Annotated in this window: 15 protein-coding genes, 1 tRNA gene and 2 pseudogenes; 7 read left to right on the top strand and 11 right to left on the bottom strand. The window is 29.8% G+C overall.

Annotated features, from left to right (window positions below; genetic code table 11):
- Positions 1–217: 217 nt before the first annotated feature.
- From J3359_RS06510 to J3359_RS06530, 5 genes and pseudogenes are all read right to left on the bottom strand, one after another.
- Positions 218–1,230: pseudogene (locus J3359_RS06510) on the bottom strand (IS110 family RNA-guided transposase).
- An 18-nt stretch (positions 1,231–1,248) separates the two neighbouring features.
- Positions 1,249–1,464: a hypothetical protein gene (locus J3359_RS06515; protein WP_208079911.1), complete on the bottom strand. Its 216-nt coding sequence runs from the start codon at positions 1,462–1,464 to the stop codon at positions 1,249–1,251.
- A 759-nt stretch (positions 1,465–2,223) separates the two neighbouring features.
- Positions 2,224–3,345: a PepSY-associated TM helix domain-containing protein gene (locus tag J3359_RS06520; protein ID WP_208079912.1), complete on the bottom strand. Its 1,122-nt coding sequence runs from the start codon at positions 3,343–3,345 to the stop codon at positions 2,224–2,226.
- Between the two features lie 126 nt (positions 3,346–3,471).
- The gene (locus J3359_RS06525; RefSeq protein ID WP_208079913.1) at positions 3,472–4,707 is read right to left on the bottom strand and encodes a DUF4374 domain-containing protein; all 1,236 of its coding nucleotides are present in this window, start codon (positions 4,705–4,707) and stop codon (positions 3,472–3,474) included.
- A 14-nt stretch (positions 4,708–4,721) separates the two neighbouring features.
- A complete protein-coding gene (locus J3359_RS06530; protein ID WP_208079914.1) occupies positions 4,722–7,082 on the bottom strand; it encodes a TonB-dependent receptor in 2,361 nt (786 codons plus the stop codon).
- Positions 7,083–7,203: 121 nt separating this feature from the next.
- Between J3359_RS06530 and J3359_RS06535 the strand changes: the two genes are divergently transcribed.
- Together J3359_RS06535 and J3359_RS06540 are read left to right on the top strand one after the other, a co-directional pair.
- Positions 7,204–8,142 (top strand): helix-turn-helix transcriptional regulator, encoded by a 939-nt coding sequence (locus J3359_RS06535; protein ID WP_208079915.1) that lies wholly within the window; start codon positions 7,204–7,206, stop codon positions 8,140–8,142.
- A 39-nt stretch (positions 8,143–8,181) separates the two neighbouring features.
- On the top strand, positions 8,182–8,787 hold the full coding sequence (locus J3359_RS06540; protein WP_208079916.1) for an outer membrane beta-barrel protein: 606 nt from the start codon (positions 8,182–8,184) through the stop codon (positions 8,785–8,787).
- A gap of 164 nt (positions 8,788–8,951) precedes the next feature.
- Here J3359_RS06540 and J3359_RS06545 read toward each other — a convergent pair.
- The 3 genes and pseudogenes from J3359_RS06545 to J3359_RS06555 all read right to left on the bottom strand — a co-directional run bounded on the left by J3359_RS06545 (position 8,952) and on the right by J3359_RS06555 (position 12,002).
- Positions 8,952–9,924, bottom strand: a pseudogene (locus tag J3359_RS06545) (YpdA family putative bacillithiol disulfide reductase).
- Between the two features lie 3 nt (positions 9,925–9,927).
- Complete coding sequence (locus tag J3359_RS06550; protein WP_208079917.1) at positions 9,928–11,451, bottom strand: FMN-binding glutamate synthase family protein; 1,524 nt, start codon at positions 11,449–11,451, stop codon at positions 9,928–9,930.
- Positions 11,452–11,747: 296 nt separating this feature from the next.
- Positions 11,748–12,002, bottom strand: coding sequence for a type B 50S ribosomal protein L31 (locus tag J3359_RS06555; RefSeq protein ID WP_208079918.1), 255 nt, complete (start codon positions 12,000–12,002; stop codon positions 11,748–11,750).
- A gap of 262 nt (positions 12,003–12,264) precedes the next feature.
- Here J3359_RS06555 and J3359_RS06560 point away from each other — a divergent pair, with 262 nt between their 5' ends.
- From J3359_RS06560 to J3359_RS06580, 5 genes are all read left to right on the top strand, one after another.
- Positions 12,265–13,305 (top strand): glutaminyl-peptide cyclotransferase, encoded by a 1,041-nt coding sequence (locus J3359_RS06560; RefSeq protein WP_208079919.1) that lies wholly within the window; start codon positions 12,265–12,267, stop codon positions 13,303–13,305.
- A gap of 109 nt (positions 13,306–13,414) precedes the next feature.
- Positions 13,415–14,938, top strand: coding sequence for a right-handed parallel beta-helix repeat-containing protein (locus tag J3359_RS06565; protein ID WP_208079920.1), 1,524 nt, complete (start codon positions 13,415–13,417; stop codon positions 14,936–14,938).
- Between the two features lie 23 nt (positions 14,939–14,961).
- The gene (locus tag J3359_RS06570) at positions 14,962–15,642 is read left to right on the top strand and encodes an SDR family NAD(P)-dependent oxidoreductase (RefSeq protein WP_208079921.1); all 681 of its coding nucleotides are present in this window, start codon (positions 14,962–14,964) and stop codon (positions 15,640–15,642) included.
- 104 nt (positions 15,643–15,746) lie between these two features.
- Positions 15,747–16,364 (top strand): SprT-like domain-containing protein, encoded by a 618-nt coding sequence (locus J3359_RS06575; protein ID WP_208079922.1) that lies wholly within the window; start codon positions 15,747–15,749, stop codon positions 16,362–16,364.
- A complete protein-coding gene (locus J3359_RS06580; protein WP_208079923.1) occupies positions 16,354–17,436 on the top strand; it encodes a mannose-1-phosphate guanylyltransferase in 1,083 nt (360 codons plus the stop codon). The genes J3359_RS06575 and J3359_RS06580 overlap by 11 nt, the downstream gene beginning before the upstream one ends.
- Positions 17,437–17,491: 55 nt before the next feature.
- Here the strand turns inward: J3359_RS06580 and J3359_RS06585 are convergent, their stop codons facing one another.
- From J3359_RS06585 to J3359_RS06595, 3 genes are all read right to left on the bottom strand, one after another.
- Positions 17,492–18,979 carry a DUF389 domain-containing protein gene (locus J3359_RS06585; RefSeq protein WP_208079924.1) on the bottom strand — a complete coding sequence of 496 codons (1,488 nt, stop codon included), beginning with the start codon at positions 18,977–18,979 and terminating at the stop codon, positions 17,492–17,494.
- A gap of 63 nt (positions 18,980–19,042) precedes the next feature.
- Positions 19,043–19,540, bottom strand: coding sequence for a CIA30 family protein (locus tag J3359_RS06590; protein WP_208079925.1), 498 nt, complete (start codon positions 19,538–19,540; stop codon positions 19,043–19,045).
- 243 nt (positions 19,541–19,783) lie between these two features.
- Positions 19,784–19,856 (bottom strand) — tRNA-Lys (locus tag J3359_RS06595).
- Positions 19,857–19,883 lie beyond the last annotated feature (27 nt).

Consider the following 19,883-nt stretch of genomic DNA (forward strand, 5'->3'; position numbering starts at 1 on the left):
GTTTTTTAAGTATAAAAACCCTTACCCATTTATGGGGTTTGGTATTTTCTCTATTTTTAATAAGTAGCAACACGTTAAGAAAATCAAAATTTCATGTTCATGCTCTAGGCAATACTCTTGGGTGCTTAACGTTTGTTGTCAGTTTCATAATCGGGGTTTCTAAATGGTTCAAGACCTAAGATATTTCAACCTCCAGTAAAAATCGACCTTTTTTTATTTATGCTACTTTGTTTTTTATCTCCACTTCAATGCCTAATTCTTTTAGGATTTTGATATGGCGATTTATCTTCTTATCTTTTTTTAAATTCTGTAAATAATCATATCCAAGTTCTTGATATTCAACTTTGTTTTTTAAGATAAAATAGGTGGCTATCAGGATCTTGTGTCCTACTGCTATTAGTGCTCTCTTTTTACCTCTTCTTATGACTAAGCTATCATATTTTGCTCTGAGATATGTTCCTTTTGTTCTTGTGGCTGCCCAAGCAAACTGGACCAACATTGTTCTTAAATATTTGTTGCCATGTGTTATTCTACTACTTTTTTTTTACCAGCACTCTCATTACTGCCAGGACTCATTCCTGCCCAAGAGGCTAAGTGTTTTTCATCGGGGAATTGTTCCATATTTGATCCTATTTCTGCTAATAAATAGGCTACGCCATCTTTTCCGACTCCTGGAATGGTTTGCAACAGTTCTGAATCTAATTCTAACTCGTGCTTTTTTAAGTGATTTTCTATTTGTTTATCTATTTTTTCGAGTAAGTTTTGTTTATCATTTATAGACTCTTTTATCGTTTGTAACATAAATTTATGATGTGCTGTTAAATTGCCTTTCAATGCAGAGACCATATCTTCGATGCTTGATTGTATGCTTCTATGTCGAAATTTAAGGAGTTCATTAATGTCTTGTTCTCCTGCTATCATGGCATCTATAATCTTGGTAGCTGTTGCCCCACTTGTACTACTCACTACACTAGATATTTTGATATTTGCATCTTCCAGTATTTTTTGAATCCTATTTTTCTCTGCCGAAACTTGTTCTATTACTTTTCGCTTGTAACGGGTTAAATCTCGCAACTCTCTTGTTGGTTTTGGTGGAACAAAACTGCCTTTTAATAATCCACTTAATAATAGTTTGGCAATCCATTTACTGTCTTTCTTATCGGTCTTTCGTCCTGGAACATTCTTTATGTGCCTTGCATTGACCAATAAAATATCAAAACTATCTTCCAATATATTGTAAATTGGTTTCTAATAAACCCCAGTACTTTCCATAGCTACGTGGGTAATCTTATGTTTGTTTAACCAATCTCGTAGCTTTTCTATTGATTCTGTGAATCCGTCGAAGGTTCGTGTTTCTTCTTTAATCCCTGTGCCTCGGATTGTAGCAACAATAATTTTTTTATGTACATCAATGCCACAACCTCGTTCGATGAGTTGTTCAAACTCAATTTGTTGTTTTTTCATGGTTGTATCTCTTTTTGTTAAAGTCATTACCTTGGGTGGCAAAATCTTTGCCATGGATGTTTCATAATATGTTTTTATACATTATATAATTGTAAATATATAATTTTATTTCTATATTTGCAATGCAAATTTTTAAAGATTACTTTTTTAATATTTTTTTTAAAACCTCCAAAGCTTTAATTAAAGACTTATTAAACTGGTTTTTGGGATTAGCGTCCAAAACTAATACATTTAAAATTTGTGATTAATCTCGATTCATTTTACATATAATGTATACTGTGAATTGATTTCAAATTTTGAAGGCTTCTGATTTTTTTTGGAAGCCTTCTTTTTTATAAATCTAAAAGTAATAATTATTGAAAAATCTTCTTTACGGAAATCCGTAAATAAAAATATTAAAACCATTTCAAAGAAAAGTAGCTGATAATTAATTATGAATTAAAATTTGTTTTAAAAAAATAAAAAATTCACAACCAAAGCTTTACATGCTTTAAGATGAAGACTAACCTCTCTTTTTATGAGTAATTACATCTTGCAATGATCTTATATTCTTCTAAAACTATAGTATATAAAAAAGGAAAACGACAACATAGTAAACCATGTTGCCGCTTTAAATGTTTTCACAACGGAATAATCCTTATTGTGAATTGATTTCAAATTGTACTACAAATATAAAGTAAATTATTTAATTGTTTTTACGGGTTCACGTAATAACTTAATTTTATTCGTTTTCTTTTTAAAAATTATTTTCCTAAACCCCTACTTCTCTTTCTTCAATTTCTTTCTTCTTCCCCACCAAATAAAGAAACCTGTTATTGGTAAACTTGCTCCAAAAAGACCAATTAATAAAGCCAAAATTTGGGTTGGCAAACCCCCAATAGTTCCCATATGAATATCTAAATTGGTGTCTAAGATACTTTGATTTTTCTCAAACTTAGCAATTAATGGTTTGTCTAATTGAACTCCTGTATATCTATCTACAACTTGATTATCGCCATACAAATGCAAAAAACGATTGCCTTTATCTAACAAAATTAACTGAGAAGTTGGCATTTTTTCTTGAATTGCCATTAATGTTAATTTGTAATCTTTTGGTGCTGTTTTCTCAAATTCATTATAAATAAACTGGAGACTCTTAAACTGTTTATTTTCGTTAAAATCTGCTTGTGGTGGATTTTCTCCTACCAGTTCTGAATAACCACCAAAAAGAGCTATTACAGGTTTTTCTACCCATTCAAAAGACATAACCAAACCTGTAACAACGCTTATTAATAGAAGCCAACAAGCATAAAAACCATAGACTCTATGAAAATCGTGATTCATTCTTTTTCTAGATGCAGGATATTTTGGCTTAAAAGCAGAACGTGCTTCATTTTTGCTTTTTGGCCACCATAAAACAAGCCCGAATATAAGTTCTACAAGAAAAATGAGCGAAGCAATTCTAATAATCCAAAGACCAAAATTTCCTAGCAATAATTGTGAATGAAAATGCGCTACTAAAAAGAAAAAGTGAATCGATTTTGCATCATCTGCAATTTCTTTATTTGTGTACGGGTTTATAAAAGTAATTTTTAAAATAGGCATAGAAGCCCCTTCTTCCATCACTCCACTTACAACATCAAAAGACCTTTTAGGGTTGTTGTAGGTATTAATCCAAAAGTATTGTTCTGTTGGATGATTCTTTTTAAACTTCGCTACAATGCTATCTATTTCTACACGTTTTCCTTCAACTTCTACATATAAATTTTCTTTATTATAAGCATGCATTATTTCTTCTGCAAACACAAAAGTTGCACCAGATAAACATAATAAACAAACAATAATTCCGGAAGATAACCCAAGCCATAAATGTAGTTTTCTAACTATTTTTTTAGATACCATTTGTTTATTTATTTTTAAAACCTATGAAGTTATATTGAGAAATAAATTAAAATAAGTTTGAGCTTGAAGATATTTATTCATAGATAAAAAACTTCAAGCTCAAACTAAAATGATTGTATCGTATTCTTAAAATTTAACGATTTGCTGTGGCTGACCACCAACAACTGTAATTTCAATTTTCGATTTTTTTGTTTGCGGATTATAAGAATAGAAATACGCTTTTCCTGCATCGTCATTTTCAACCACAAAATAAGGTTTGTTATTAAAAACAGAAGGTCCGTAAACACTTTTCCAGTACCCAACAGGAATATCTGTAATTTTGGTTAGCTTTTTTGTAGTTAAATCAATTTCATAAGCATAATAATCCAATTTACTTAAACCTGCCCAAGTATTATCAATTGTATTTCCCATCATTTTTACATACATTTTTCCGTTTATAATTCCACCTCCAAGTGCAAAATTTTCTCCGTTTTTAAAATCTTTAGAACCATCTATACTCCAAGTGGTATCAAAATCTGTTTCGCCACTTTTAATTCTTATGGTTCTAAAATAAGGTCCTTCAGGGTCGTTAAAGTTTCCAATAAAAGCTCCTAAATACAAGTTGTTATTTTCATCAAAATTGATATAATTTGTATTCTTAAAGCCATAACCTAACAATAAAAAATCGTCCCAAACAATAATTTTATCTAAAGTATCTGTAGCAACATCAATAACTGCTACGTAGGTTTTATCTACCACTTGATTTTTATCTTTATCAGAAAAATAAACTTCAGTAAATATTTTACCATCTCTTTCTACCACAAAGCCACCAAAACTTGTAGTTACAACTCCTGTTAAACCCGCTTTAATTTTGTTAATTTCAGCGGAACAATCTACTTCTCCTGTTCTTTGCATTGTTTGTGGATTGAAGATTTGCAAAGCTGTTTGACTTAAACCATCGTTAGAATAATATCCTTTTGTTTTTGTTGCCAAACCAAACATATTTCCGCCCGCATATTGTGTATTGGTTGGAATAAAACCTGCATCAAAAAACTTTCCATCTGTACCTAATTCAAATTTTTGAATGCCTGCATCTCCAGCCGTATTTGAAGTGTGATAAATTGCGCCATCAAAAGCAATTCCTGCAGATCTTGTGCTTCCTAATTGCAGCCCATTTGTAATTTTAGAAACGTCTATAGTTCCTGAAGGCATTTCTGTAAACGGAACTAACAATCCGCTATTTGTAGACACATCTGTTACAATAAATAATGCGTAATTTTCTGTACTTTCTTCAACATCTATTGAACTTTTATTTTTATTACAAGAGGTTAAAAGGGTAAATCCTATTGTTAGTAGTAAAAATGTGTATTTTAATCGTTTCATAATTTAATTTTTAATTATAATTTGTACGTTATTTTTAATCTGAAAGCTCTTAATGGTTTTTGAATTCTAAATTCATCAAATAATTTAGCGTTTGCAATATTTGAAATTTCCGTATTTATACTAATTGGTAATTTTTGAAAGTTTACAGTTACACCAAAATCAATTTTATGTTGTTCTGGAATAATTAAGTCCGTAAAACCTAAATCTCTTTCAAATAACGCTGGTTCTAAAATTTTTGGAGTAGGCCTTAATAAATATTGTTCTGTAAAATTATAATTGGCATACACGTCTAATAAAATCGGTAAATTAAAAGGCTCTACATAACTTTTCGCAACATTTACGTTGGTAAAAAAATACGGTGTATTTGGTGTTCTTGAGCCTTCCAATGCAGAACCCTTTGTATCTGTTCTTCGCATATTTTGATACGTAATTGACGTATTTGCCTTAAAACCATTGTTTAAATCTACCTTAAAAGTAGTTTCAATTCCTTTGGTAATTTGTGTGTTTGTGTTTTCGTTTCTGGTAAAAACAAAACCAACAGGCAATCTTCTTATAAAGTTTTCTGTATCTCTGTAAAACGTATTTACATCAATAAATAGCGTTTTATTTTTATTTAAACTGGTAGAAAAACCTACGTTTAAATTTTTACTTTTTTCTGGATTTAAACCAGGATTATTTAAAGTGAATAAATTATCCCCAAAATATTCTTCTGCTTCCGGAATTCTGGTTGTATTTTCGAATGAAATTCGTGCATAAGAGGTATTGTTAAACTTATATTTTATAGAATTTCCCCAGCCAAATTTATTTACATTCTTTGTTATTGTTGGCGGAACTGCAGATAAATTTGCAGATTCTGTATTTAAATAAAAGTGCTTAAAAGTAAACTCGTTTGTAATTTTTCTGTCTAACAATTTAAACCCTACTCCTATTCCAGAAATTACTTTTTTATATTTTGAAGGAATAGTGATTGGCTGAATACCTGTTGCCACGTTTTTTTCTTGAAAAGGGTCTGTGCCAACTCTATTTTGGCTCGTAAATGTAGAACTGACTTTTACATTTAAATTGTTGCTAATTTTATATTTGCTAAACAATCTTGATACAAAATTATCTTGGTCTATATCACTATCGCTTTTTCTACCATCTGTTTCTCCACTCGAAAAATTGTCCGAACTAATAATCTCACCAAACCAATTGTACTTATTGTTAGAAACATCTTTACGTTGCAAGTTTAATTTGCTGTAAGCCATAAAAAAATTCAGCTCTAAATTATTGGTAAAAATTTTCTCGTAAGTTACACTTGCAATTTTGTTTATTTCTTTAAAAGTAGCTTCTCCAATAGGAACATTAATGCTAATTCCTGTTTGAATTTCTTTATCAAATTTAAAATAAGAAGCTTCGAAATTTAATAAATCTGCAAATTTTGTATCGTGAATTCCAAAATTTCCTTGAATAAAATACGTCTCTAATCCATCGTGAAATCTTGGTAATTTCTGCTTTTTAAAATTTTGTGTATTTGGGTCTAAAACTGGCGCATCAAATTCGTAATTATTATCTGAAGAAATATAGTATGAGTTAAAACCAACATGGAAATTCGAATCTGGAATTAAATAATTTCCTGTAATATTTGCAGTATGTGTGTTAAAAGAACCCACTTCATAAGAAGCCGTTAAAAATTCTGTATCTGGCGATTTTGTTACAATATTTATTGCGCCACCCAAAGCATCTGCCCCTAATTCTATTGGTAAAACACCTTTATAAATCTCGATATCTGAAATTAAATTTGTTGGAATTACACCAATTTGAAACGCTCTGCCTAAATAATTAGATGGAATTCCGTTTTTAAAAAACCGAATGGCATTTTCTTGTAAACCATTTATATTTACAATTGTTGGGCTTCCAACACCTGCACTTTGCCTAACTTTTACACCAGAAGTCTGGTTAATTATTGTTGCAACAGGTGTGGCTCTTTCAATAATTTTATCTACATTAATTACCTCTATCTTTATTGGATTTTCTCTTTTTTTTTGACGTTTCGTTTTTCCTTTTACAACTACTTCTTCTAAAGATTCGTTGGTTTCTTGCATTTCAACTCTTAGAAAAACCTTTTTTCCTTTTTGAAGCAAAACAGTAATTGTTTGTTTTTTAAAACCAATACTCGAAACTTGAACATTGTATTTTCCGAAAGGAATATTAGAAATTCTAAAATTTCCTTTATCATCTGTAACCATTCCTTTGTTAAGACTTTTTATGTACACATTAATTCCAAATAAAGGCACACCTTGACTGTCTTTTACTGTCCCTGCAATAGTAGATTGACTAAAAACCTGATAACCAAGAAGAAAAAAAGTAACAAGAAAATAATATTTTTTATACATTTGTTTTTATTTAGACTTAATCTAAAAAAGCGCAAATCTAATATTTAAAAACCCTTATTTTTTCCATTAAAAGGAGAAAAAAATCCGTTAAAAGGAATTTTAATTGTTTTCGAAAAGCAAAATGAAACAACTTTACTTTTATAATAAATGTGGAATTAAAGAACAAAAGAGCGAAATAACATTTGGCGACTCTAAAGGGCTTTTAACGGAAATTTATTTTGGTAATTTTCATATTAAAGACATTATTTTAAATGTTGACACAAAAACTGCAATTAACTATGAATTAGATAAGGAAATCGTTGTGATGGAATTTTCTTTAAAAGGAAGCTGTAAATGTGAATCTTCTAATTCTAAAAAAAGAATTAAACACACATTAAATACACATAATATTAGCTATTTAAACAAACAGAAAAGAACAATACATTGCAACGCAACTTCTAAAGAATGTCATTTTTTTCAGTTATGTATGTCCCCAAAAAGTTTTCTAAAATTTTTAGATGATGATATTCTTGTTTTTCAAAATTTTAAAAAGCAAATTCTTTCAAAAAAGAATAGCTCTATCGTTTCTGAAAGTCAAAACATTTCAAGCGAAATGCATTTAATTATTGAACAAATTTTAAATAACAGTCATCAAGGAATTTTAAAAAGAATCTCTTTAGAGTCTAAAATTTTAGACCTTTTAGTTTTGCAGTTATCTCAATTTTCTTCCGAAGAAAAAACTAAAAAAAACTCTCTGAATAAAGATAATTTAGAAAAAATAGTACTTGCAAAATCTTATATAGAAAAACATATTACAAAAACCATTTCTTTGGTAGAATTAGCAAAACATGTTGGCACGAATGAATTTACTTTAAAAAAAGGATTTAAAGAAGTTTTTAACACCACTGTTTTTGGACTTTGGAATGAACTAAAAATGGAAAAAGCAAAACAATTTCTTCTAAATACCGAAAATGCGATTGGAGATATTGCTTTTAAACTAGGCTATAAGAATCAACGCCATTTTAGTACTGCTTTTAAGAAACATTTTGGTATAACTGCCAGACAAATGAGAAATGGTTAAATAAGATAATTGAAGAAATTGTATTTAAAAATTAACATGATGAAAAAATTAGCCCTTTTAACCCTTTTACTAGCCAGTTCTTTAATTTCTGCTCAACAAGAAAACACTTGGGTGTTTGGTGGAGAAGTTGGTTACAGTAATAGTAACCTTGAATATTTACAAGGCAACAATTCCGAAAGCGATAACACTCAATTTACAATTTTAGCAAGATTAGGTTATATTTTTATAAAAACGAACTTTGAAATTGGTCTTGGTTTAGGATATGCGCAAAGCGAACAAGCGAGTATTTTCTCGAACACTTCAGATAAATTCATTACAACTATTATTGCTCCTTATACCAAAAAATTTTTTCCAATAAACGAAAAATTTGCATTTCATTTAATTGGTGAAGTTAGTTACAGTAAATCCTACAGAGATTCATCTACAGAATCTGATGAGTTAGATATGAGACAATATGGAGTTGCTTTAAGACCAGGATTCGTTTATTTTGTAACTAAGCATATTGCATTAAACGCAAATTTAGGTGCTCTGGTTTATACAACCTCAACATCTAAAAGTAAAACTTTTAAAGATATCAAAAACAACACTTTTGGCTTCAACGTAAATGGTAATAATATTTCTCTTGGAATTGCTTACTATTTATAAAAAACAACAAAAATAAGAAGCTGTCTTAAAAGGATTAGAATTTGTAATTTCTAACTGTTATAAAAAATTTTATATTTTTAATTTTAGTGTTTCAGATTCTTATTGAAACTTTGGAATTGCTCAAAATGATAATTAAATTTACTTTTGAAACAGCCTCTTATTTTTTAAACTTCTAATTCTTTTAAAACAGCCTCAACAATAATTTTAGCGTGAATTCGAGAATTCTCTATAAACCACTTATGTGTTTCCATTCCACCACAAATAACGCCCGCTAAATAAACTCCTTTCACATTGGTTTCCATTGTAACTTCATTATAAGTTGGAATTCTTTTTTTATCATTTGAAAAATTAACACCGATTTTTTCTAAAAAATTAAAGTTTGGTTTATAACCCGTTAAAGCCAAAACAAAATCGTTTTTAATAGTTTTTTCTCCATTTTTAGTATTGATACTAATTTTATCTTCTGAAATTTCTTTTATAGTCGAACTATAAAATACCTTAACACTCCCTTCTTCAATTCGGTTAATAATATCTGGTCTTACCCAATATTTTACACGTTGCCCAACCTCATCTCCTCTAATAATTAAGGTTACCTCTGCTCCTTTTCTATAACATTCTAAAGCAGCATCGATTGCTGAATTACTTGCACCAACAATTGCCAATTTTTGCCCAGCATAAAAATGAGGATCGTTGTAATAATGAGAAACTTTTGGTAAATTCTCTCCTGGAATATTTAACATATTCGGAATGTCGTAAAAACCTGTAGCAATTACTACGTTTTTAGATTTATAAGTATTTTTATCTGAAAGTAACCATAAATTCGTCTTTCGATTTAGAAACTTCCGTTACTTTTTCAAACAAACTGATATTCAGTTTATTTGACATTGTAATTCTTCGATAATATTCTAAAGCTTCGCTTCTTCTTGGTTTTGCTTCTTTGCTAATAAACGGAATTTCGTCGATTTCTAACTTTTCTGAAGAAGAGAAAAATTGCATATTTACTGGATAATTATATAAGGAATTTACAATCGGTCCTTTTTCTAAAATAAGGTATTTTAATCCTTTTTTTTGAGCCTCTAAACCACAAGCAATTCCTATGGGGCCTCCACCAATAATAACAACATCTAAAATATCCATATATTAAACCAACTCCTTTTCTAAATAATAAACCTCTTCTAAATTAACCACGCTTTCTTTTCGTCTTCTAAAAATATGTTTTGGTTTTAAATCATTAATATCACTAATTCCCATTGCTGCAACCACTTCTTTAATGGCTGCGATTGTTTTGTTATGATAATTTTTTACTCGTATATTTTTCTTCTCTACCACCAAAGCTTTTACCAAATCTATATCTTGTGTAGCCACTCCAACTGGGCATGTATCTAAATTGCATTCTCTTGCTTGAATACAGCCTAAGCTAAGCATAAAACTTCTTGCCATTCCAACTGCATCTGCACCCAAAGCTAAATATTTTACAACATCGAAAGCATCAATTGCTTTTCCGCTTGCAATTATTTTTATTTGATTTTTTAAACCATATTCAATTAATAGTTTATTAATAAAAACCAAACCTTCAATTAATGGAGTTCCTATATAATTAGAGAATTCTAAAGGCGCTGCTCCAGTTCCTCCTTCTCCTCCATCTACAGCAATATAATCAGGATAATTACCAGTAAGTGCAAAGGTTTTAATCATGTCTGCGATTTCGTCGTTATTTCCCACGCATAATTTAATTCCTACTGGTTTTCCTTCAGATAAATCTCTTACTTTCTGAATAAAAACAACCATTTCATCGTAATTAGAAAAGGCAGAATGTCCTGGAGGCGAATCTACTTTTGTAAACGGAGTTACAGCCCTTATCTCTGCAATTTCTTCTGTGTTTTTTTTGGCTGGTAAAATACCTCCATGTCCAGGTTTTGCTCCTTGCGAAAATTTAATTTCAATCATTTTTACTTCTGGGCGAATGGCATTTTTCTTAAAAATTTTATCGTCGAAAACACGTTTTCCTTCTCCATCGAATCTTCCTGCTCCAAAATATCCTGTACCAACTTGAAATATTAAATCTCCTCCCTGTAAATGATAAGGAGAGATTGCTCCTTCTCCAGTATTATGCGCAAAATTGCCCATTTTTGCTCCTTGATTTAAAGCCATAATTGCATTTTTGCTTAACGAACCAAAAGACATCGCAGAAATATTTATAATAGAACCGCTATATTTTTGAATACATTTATCTGACCCAAAAACCAATCTTTCACCTGCTATGTGATGATGGTCTCTTGGAAAGATAGAATGTTTTACAAATTCGTATCCTTTTTTATAAACATTGTGTTGCGTTCCAAAAGGAACGGTTTCTATTTGTTGTTTGGAACGTTGGTACACCAAACTTCTTTTTTCTCTATTTATAGGTGTTCCGTTTAAATTGTCTTCTATAAAATATTGCTGAATTTTATCTCTCTCTTCTTCGAAAAACCATCTTAACCTTGCTACTAAAGGAAATGCTCTTAATAAAGAATGTTTGGTTTGCAAACTATCGTAAATTGCAATTAGCGTTAATAGTCCAGAAATAGATAACAAAATTACAGATCCTGTTTGTGGGATAAAATAAACTAAAACTCCACAAAGAATTGTAGCTAGGATAAATATGGAAAGTATTGTGTTTCTCATGTAATTATTTATAACTTAAAGAAGTTAAAAATAACCTATTCCTTTGAGATAGAAAAATAGTTACCAAATATGTTTCGTTAGAGATTGAGCCTTTCGACTTCGCTCAAGACAAGCTAATTGTTTGAGCTCTTTTTTCTTTTTCAGAAAAAATAACGAGTAATGAAAGGACGACCTTTAGGGAACGCCCCAATTAATAGAGATACTGATAAATTAAAAAATACTGAAATAAATGCAGCATAAAAAAACTCCAACAAATAAATGTTGGAGTTTTAAGTATGGTTAAAATTCTAAAAGAATTAGTCTTTTTTAAATTTTTTGTATTTGTTTTTAAATTTATCGATACGTCCTGCAGCATCAATAAGTTTAGATTTACCAGTGTAAAATGGGTGAGAAGTTCTAGAAATCTCTAATTTTACTAAAGGATACTCAACACCATCAACTTCTAAAGTTTCTTTCGTGTCTACTGTAGAACGTGTTAAAAATACATCGTCGTTAGACATATCTTTAAATGCTACCATTCTATAATTCTCTGGATGAATTCCTTTTTTCATTTTATTATATTTTAATACTTTAATGTTATGTTTGCATGAGTAAAATTGGTAAGGTTCTACTCTAAGTTCTAAATAGCTGTTTTTAACTATTTTGAGGATGCAAATTTAACCTTATTTTTTAATTTACAAATAAATAAATTGTTTTTATTTGAAGATCTTCAGAGATTCTACAATTTTAAAGTTCTTTTAGTGCTTAAAAATTGGTTTTTATCACCTTTTTTTTGAATATTTACACTCCAAAACATTGAAACCTATATAAATAATGAAGAATTTTTCTACTTTAATATCCTTTTTATCCATTTTATTACTTGCAGTTTCTTGCGATGATCCTTATAAATTTTCTATCGAAAAGCCAGCTAAAATAATTCTAAACGAATCTGTAACTGTAAAAATGTTAGAGAAAAACGGAAAACCTGTTGATAAAATTCAGTTTTACATAAATGGAAAAGAAATTGCTAGAGAAGGCAATACTGCAACTATAAATACCACAAATTTAGGAGTTGGAAAACACAGTGTGTCTGCCTTGGCTTTTTTTAAAGGAAAAACAAAAAAGAAAAATAGTTTTATTGAAGTTTTTGCAAACAGAAAACCAGCAATTTACGATTACAAAATTGTAAACACATACCCTCATGACACCAAAGCATATACACAAGGATTAGAATACCACAATGGATTTTTATATGAAACTACTGGAAGAAGAGGACAATCTTCTTTGAGAAAAGTAGAAATTAAAACGGGAAAAGTGCTTCAAAAAGTAGATTTAGATAAAAAATATTTTGGTGAAGGAATGACCATTGTTAACAACAAAATTATTTGGTTAACATGGGAAAACAAAAAGGGTTTTGTGTACGATGTAGAAACTTTTAAGCAAGAAAAAGAATTTGCTTATAATAAAAGTAAAGAAGGTTGGGGTTTAACACAAAATAAAAACAACCTTATAAAATCTGACGGTACCAATAAAATTTGGTTTTTAGACAAGAAAACTTTTAAAGAAAAACATTCTATACAAGTGTATACACACGATAGAGCTTTAGAAAGTTTAAATGAATTGGAGTTAATTAACGGAAAGATTTATGGTAATATTTATCAAAAAAGTGCTATTGCAATTATAAATCCTAAAACAGGTATTGTAGAAGGTTTGGCAGATTTAAGACATTTAGAACAGGAAATGGAAAAAACTCAAAAACTGGTTGAAAACGATGAAGTTTTAAATGGAATTGCCTACGACAAAGAAAACGAAAGACTTTTTGTTACAGGTAAAAATTGGGGAAAGCTCTTTGAAATAAAATTAATTAAAAAGTAATATCTAACAATTTTATAAGTTATATTGTTTACACAACAATATCTAGTCGATCGCAGTCGATGCCTAAATTAATTTATCGACTGCGATCGAGAAGACAGAAATTAAATCTATGCGTTATTTCTTAACTTTTCTAATTTGTATTGCACTCATTTCTATCAGTTCCTGTAGAAAAGATTTTTCTACGATTCCTAGTTCTGGAAATTTAGAGTTTTCTAAAGATACTGTTTTTTTAGATACTATTTTCACAAATATTGGTTCTTCTACCTACAAATTAAAAGTTTACAATAGAGGTAATAACGCAATTACCATTCCTAAAATAAAGTTAGAAAAAGGAACTTCTTCTAACTACAGATTAAATGTCGATGGCATTCCTGGAAAAGATTTTAGCAATATAGACATTCTTGCAAAAGATAGTATTTTTGTATTTATAGAAACCACAGTAAACGTTGCCAAAGAAACCAACCCTTTATACACAGATCGTATTTTATTTGACAACGGAAACAACCAACAAGATGTAGATTTAGTAACTTTGGTAAAAGATGCCAATTTTATTTTTCCTGAAAGAAATCCTACTTCTATGAAAGTAGACAATTTAATTTTAGATGGAAAACAAACGACAGTTAAGGGACGCTTTTTAGAACCTAACGAACTTACTTTCTCCAAAACCAAACCAACAGTAATTTATGGCTATGCAGCAGTTCCTGCAAATAAAACATTAACTATTGAAGCTGGTGCAAGAGTCCATTTTCATGATAATTCTGGTTTAATTGTAGATAATAAAGCCACATTAAAAGTTAATGGAACTTTAACAGAAAAAGTAATTATTGAAGGAGATCGATTAGAACACAGTTTTAGTGAAATCCCTGGACAGTGGGGTTTTATTTTTATCAGGCCAGGAAGCGTAAATAATTTAATAGAAAATACAATTATAAAAAATGGTGTGGCAGGTATTTTAATGGGAGATTTGTTGGGTTCAAATAAAAAGACCAAATTAACCATTAAAAATTCAGAAATTTATAATAATGCTGCATATGGTATTTGGGCAAGAAATAGCGAAATTGTAGCGCACAATTTAGTTATTGGCAATGCTGGGGAAGCTTCTTTAGCAACAACACTTGGTGGTACTTACAATTTTACACACAGCACTTTTGCTAATTTTTGGAATAATGGAATTCGCCAAAACCCAGCTGTTTTAGTCAATAATTTTCAAGATTTTAAAGAAAAAGATAAACCAGAAACAAGAGTGCTAAAAGATTTAAAAGCTGCCAATTTTACCAATTGTATTTTTGATGGAAATAATAACTTTGAGTTACTTTTTGATAAAGTTGAGGGTAGCTTATTTAATTATTCCGTTCGTAATAGTTTAATAAAGTACAATCCTTCTAATGAAAATTTAAAAAAATTGCCAGAAATGGATTTTACAAATAGTCTTTTTTATAAAAATATAATTACAAACGGAAACCCTGTTTTTAGAAACCCTCAAAAAGAAGATTTTATTATTGGCGAAAAAAGTGATGCCATTAATAAAGCCATTTCAACTCCTTTTACGACCGATATTTTAGGCGTTAATAGAAGTTCGAACCCTGATGTTGGCGCATATCAACACATTAAGTTTAAGGAAAAAAATCCTTAATTTGCCTTTTTAAATTTTAAAAAATGAAAAACATTGTTATTACTGGAACCAGTAGAGGAATTGGTTTCGAATTGGCACAACAATTCGCAAAAAATGGGCATCAAGTTTTAGCCATTTCTAGAAATTCTAAACCCTTAACAAACATCAATCATAAAAATATAACAGCACTTTCTATAGACATTTCAAGTAATAAAGATTTACAGAAAGTAACTCAATTTGTAGAAAAAACTTGGAATAAAGTTGATATTCTTATCAATAATGCTGGTAAATTAGTAAATAAACCTTTTACGGAAATTTCTTCGGAAGATTTCTTAGAGGTTTATAAAGTAAATGTTTTTGCAGTTGCAGAAATTACCAAATTAATGATTCCCTTTTTGAAAAAAGGAAGTCATGTAGTTACCATAAGTTCTATGGGAGGAATCCAAGGAAGCATGAAGTTTCCTGGTTTAGCTGCTTATTCTTCTGCAAAAGGTGCAGTAATTACACTTTCTGAATTATTAGCAGAAGAATACAAAGAACAACAAATCGCTTTTAACGTTTTAGCTTTAGGAGCAGTACAAACTGAAATGTTAGAAGAAGCTTTCCCTGGTTACGAAGCGCCACTTTCTGCTAAAGAAATGGCAGATTACCTCTTTAACTTCGCATTAACTGGAAATAAGTTTTACAACGGAAAAGTTCTACAGGTTTCTTCAAGCACCCCTTAAAAAAGAACCTCAAGTAACCTCCTCAAAAGAGAGGAATAAATTGTAAGCTCTAAAAAAACTAAGTAAAATTTTAAATTATTTCTAATAAAGACGATTTTTCAAGCATGAGTAAAAGTCCCATCCCTTTAGGAGGGTTAGAATGGGCTGTTTTTGTTCCAGCTAAAGCAGTACCTTTTCTTCAGTTTTTAATTGAAAAACACAACTTTACACTTAAAATTGTAAACCAACGTGCTACAAAACATGGAGATTTTAGACAATTACCAGATGGAAGTTTTCAAATTACAGTTAATAATAACCTCAACAAATATCAATTTTTATTAACGTTAGTACATGAAATTGCACATCATGTAACACACCAGAAATTTGGGAGAGTACAACCTCATGGAAAAGAATGGAAAGCTGTTTTTCAGCATTTAATGTTGCCTTTTTTAAATCCTGAAATTTACCCGAAAGAAATACTGCCTTATCTTGCTAATTACTTAAAAAACCCGAAAGCAAGTACAGATGCAGATGTTAATTTATCATTAGCTTTAAAGGGAAATATTGCAGAAACTGGAAAGAGTTTTATCTTTGAAATTCCTTATGGAAGTTTATTTATCTTTAAAAACGTTATTTATAAAAGAGGCAATAAACGCAGAACAAGATTCGAATGTTTGAATATGAGCAATAAAAAGGTTTATTTATTCAACCAAAATGTAGAGATAGAAGTGTATGACAAATAATAAACATTATTATGCAGTAATTATGGCTGGCGGAATTGGTACTCGATTCTGGCCAATAAGCACATCTACATATCCAAAGCAATTTCACGATGTTTTGGGAGTAGGACAAAGTTTAATACAGCGTACTTTCGAAAGAATTAACGATTTAGTTCCTTCTAAAAATATATTAATTGCTACGAATAAAAATTACGAAGATTTGGTTTTACAGCAATTACCAAAAGTGAATAAGAATCAGTTATTATTAGAGCCAGTAATAAAAAATACTGCTCCTTGTATTTTATATGCAGCCTTAAAAATATATAATCAAAACCCAGATGGAGTATTACTAGTCGCACCTTCGGACCATTGGATAGATAATGAAAATGAGTTTATAAAAAATATAAAAACCTCTTTTGATGCTTGTGCAGAAAAAGATATTTTAATGACGTTAGGAATTCAGCCAGATACACCAAATACGGGTTATGGTTATATTCAATTTGAAAAAGAAACTTCAGAAATAAAAAAAGTTAGCAATTTTACTGAAAAACCAAATTTACAAACTGCCGAAAATTTTTTAGAAAGTGGAGATTATCTTTGGAATGCAGGTATTTTTGTTTGGTCTGCTAAAAGTATAATTAATGCATTTAAAAAATATCTGCCAAAAATGGTAGCTATTTTAGATGATGGTAACAATGTGTACAATACCGATTTCGAGGACGATTTTATTAAAAATAATTATACAAAATGCGAGAGTATTTCTATTGATTTTGGAATTATGGAAAAAGCGAACAACGTACACGTTTTACCTGTAGATTTTGGCTGGAGCGATTTAGGTACTTGGGGCTCTCTGCACAACAAGTTAGAAAAAGACGAAACGAACAATGCTGTTGTTGGTGCCAATACTATTTTTAGAAATGCGAATGGTAATATGGTTCGCACACAATCTGGTAAAAAAGTAGTAATTCAAGGTTTAAGTGACTTTATTATTATAGAAAAAGACGATGTACTTTTAATTTGCCCTAAAAAAGACGAACAAGACATTAAACAAATTAGTGCAACTGTAAAAGCTACATTTGGCGATGAATTTGTTTAGAATTTAATCATTTTAATCATAAAAAAAGCTCCATTTTAGGAGCTTTCTATCTTTACTAATCTCTTTTTATAAATAAAGTATCTAATCGCATTTCTTTTTGCAACCAATTTCTAAGTTCTCTTTCTTTTGGTTTAATTACACTATCGTTTAATCTTTTATTCCATTTAATAGTAACCACTGGAATCGTGTCTATATTAATAAAATCTTTAGACGATAGTTTCTTGGCAAAACTAATTTGTTCGATATCTACATATCTTATTTTTGCATCTTTGGCAATTCTACTAAATGCAATTACTTTATGATTTTTATTTAAAGCATCTTGCTCAATTCTTAAATTTAAGGTAGCTATTGTTTCTTGTAATTCTGCTATTTGCTTTTGTAAACCTGCAATTATATTTTTACTTTCTTGAAGTTCTTCACGTTTTTCTTTATAAGCAGTTGTAATTAAATCGAAACTTTTAGTATCGCTATCTCTTACTTTTAAAGAAACTTCTTTTAGGTTCTTATATCTTGGATCGGTTAACAATCTATTTTTTAACGAGTTTTCTTCTGCTTCGCTTACTTCGTTAAAAAATTTTAATTCTAACGTTTTTGATTCTTTTTCGTAAGGACTTTCCATTAACAAATAAGAGGGATTAGAACTAATTTCATTTTTAATAAAGTTTCTAATTTCTGTATTAATTTGGTTTTCTTTAAATACGTTGATAAATGTAAAAATTGCAGGAATCATTACTGCAACACCTACTACAGAAGCAATTGTTGCATAACGCTTTCTTTTCGCTGCATTTGCATATTTATACATAGGAAAACGCAACATTTTTAATACAATAAATGCTGCCAAAGCAATAAAAATTGTATTAATTGTAAACAAATACATGGCTCCAAAAAAGTAAGAAAAATTACCTTTTGCCAAACCATAACCAGCTGTACATAAAGGTGGCATTAAGGCAGTTGCAATTGCAACTCCAAAAATTACGGAGGCAATTGTACCTCTTTTAGTTCTTGCGACCATTAAAGCCAAACCTCCAAAAAAAGCAATTAAAACATCTCGAATATCTGGACTTACACGTCCTAATAATTCTGAGGTATCTTCACTTAATGGAAAAAAATAGAAAAACATAAAAGAAGCAAATAAACTCAGCCCAATCATAGTACCTAAATTAATAAGCGACTTTTTAAACGTATTAATGTCATTTAAAGCAAAAGACATTCCCAAGCCCAAAATTGGTCCCATTAGTGGAGATATTAACATGGCTCCAATAACAACTGCTGTAGAATTCGCATTTAAACCAATAGAAGCCACAAAAACGGCAAAAATTAGAATCCAAGCAGTTGCGCCTTTAAACGGAATATCTGCCTTTATAGCTTCTATGGTTGCTTCGTGATCTGTGTCGTGCCTAAAATCGAAAAGTTCATTTAAAAAATGTTTAATACTTTCAAACAAACCTTTTGCCTCATTCTTAACACTTTGCTTAGAATCTTCTGGTTTCGAATTTTCTTCTGGTGGATGTGGCTTTATATTCTTCTCTATATCTTCTTCCATATTCCATAATTTAGAAAGCTGGAAAGATACAAAAAAAGTTTACTGATAAAGCATAAATTGAATTTACTGTAAGTAGATTTTATCAATTTCTAATTTAAAATGTTGTTCTTTTTTGTTTCCTATTAAAAAAGCAAGTTCTTCAACACTTTCTGATGAAAAATTATCCATTTTTAACTTTCTTCCTCTAAAAGCAGGTTCCATTTCCGCAAGTGGAATTTTAATGGTTTGCCAGGCTCCATTTGTTTCAAAAGTTAAAATAAAAGAATAATAATTAGTTGTTTTATCTTTTACTCTAAATTGATACTTCTTTTTATCTCCTTTTACTTTTAAAACTACTTCTTTAAAATCTTTTACTTTTATGGAAGAAAAACGATATCGTAATAAAGAAAAACCTCCATTATTTTCTAGTGAAACATCTCCATAGAAAACTCCATCGCCTTTTTTGTTAATTTTAAAGTTTCCATTAGATCTTCCTCCCATAACAACATCATCTACAACTTTCCACTGAGAAACATCGGAATTTAAATTAAAATCGAAAATAGTTTTATTTGTTTCACTCATAATTAGGAAGGTAATTATACAAAAACAATACCTGTTTACTGTTTAAGGGTTTTCTTTAAACAAAAATACACTATATTTTAAGGAAAAACTGTTGAGATACTGTTAAAAAAGCTTCTTGTAATTATATAAAAAAACACCAAATTTTGTAGAAATTAAACCTTTTAGAATATGTTAAAGATTAAGATTTAGCTAAATTTTCTAAATAAAAAAACGTCTAAACAATTAAGTTTAGACGTTCTACTGTGACCGGGCTGGGGCTCGAACCCAGGACCCTCTCCTTAAAAGGGAGATGCTCTACCAACTGAGCTACCAGGTCATTGTTTTTCTTAGCGGGTGCAAATAT

Source organism: Polaribacter cellanae (assembly GCF_017569185.1).
In the GTDB taxonomy this organism is placed as follows: domain Bacteria; phylum Bacteroidota; class Bacteroidia; order Flavobacteriales; family Flavobacteriaceae; genus Polaribacter; species Polaribacter cellanae.

Coding starts and splice junctions, on each gene's coding strand:
- J3359_RS06515 (WP_208079911.1), bottom strand. CDS start 1,464: ATGAAAAAACAACAAATTGAGTTTGAACAACTCATCGAACGAGGTTGT.
- J3359_RS06520 (WP_208079912.1), bottom strand. CDS start 3,345: ATGGTATCTAAAAAAATAGTTAGAAAACTACATTTATGGCTTGGGTTA.
- J3359_RS06525 (WP_208079913.1), bottom strand. CDS start 4,707: ATGAAACGATTAAAATACACATTTTTACTACTAACAATAGGATTTACC.
- J3359_RS06530 (WP_208079914.1), bottom strand. CDS start 7,082: ATGTATAAAAAATATTATTTTCTTGTTACTTTTTTTCTTCTTGGTTAT.
- J3359_RS06535 (WP_208079915.1), top strand. CDS start 7,204: ATGAAACAACTTTACTTTTATAATAAATGTGGAATTAAAGAACAAAAG.
- J3359_RS06540 (WP_208079916.1), top strand. CDS start 8,182: ATGAAAAAATTAGCCCTTTTAACCCTTTTACTAGCCAGTTCTTTAATT.
- J3359_RS06550 (WP_208079917.1), bottom strand. CDS start 11,451: ATGAGAAACACAATACTTTCCATATTTATCCTAGCTACAATTCTTTGT.
- J3359_RS06555 (WP_208079918.1), bottom strand. CDS start 12,002: ATGAAAAAAGGAATTCATCCAGAGAATTATAGAATGGTAGCATTTAAA.
- J3359_RS06560 (WP_208079919.1), top strand. CDS start 12,265: ATGAAGAATTTTTCTACTTTAATATCCTTTTTATCCATTTTATTACTT.
- J3359_RS06565 (WP_208079920.1), top strand. CDS start 13,415: ATGCGTTATTTCTTAACTTTTCTAATTTGTATTGCACTCATTTCTATC.
- J3359_RS06570 (WP_208079921.1), top strand. CDS start 14,962: ATGAAAAACATTGTTATTACTGGAACCAGTAGAGGAATTGGTTTCGAA.
- J3359_RS06575 (WP_208079922.1), top strand. CDS start 15,747: ATGAGTAAAAGTCCCATCCCTTTAGGAGGGTTAGAATGGGCTGTTTTT.
- J3359_RS06580 (WP_208079923.1), top strand. CDS start 16,354: ATGACAAATAATAAACATTATTATGCAGTAATTATGGCTGGCGGAATT.
- J3359_RS06585 (WP_208079924.1), bottom strand. CDS start 18,979: ATGGAAGAAGATATAGAGAAGAATATAAAGCCACATCCACCAGAAGAA.
- J3359_RS06590 (WP_208079925.1), bottom strand. CDS start 19,540: ATGAGTGAAACAAATAAAACTATTTTCGATTTTAATTTAAATTCCGAT.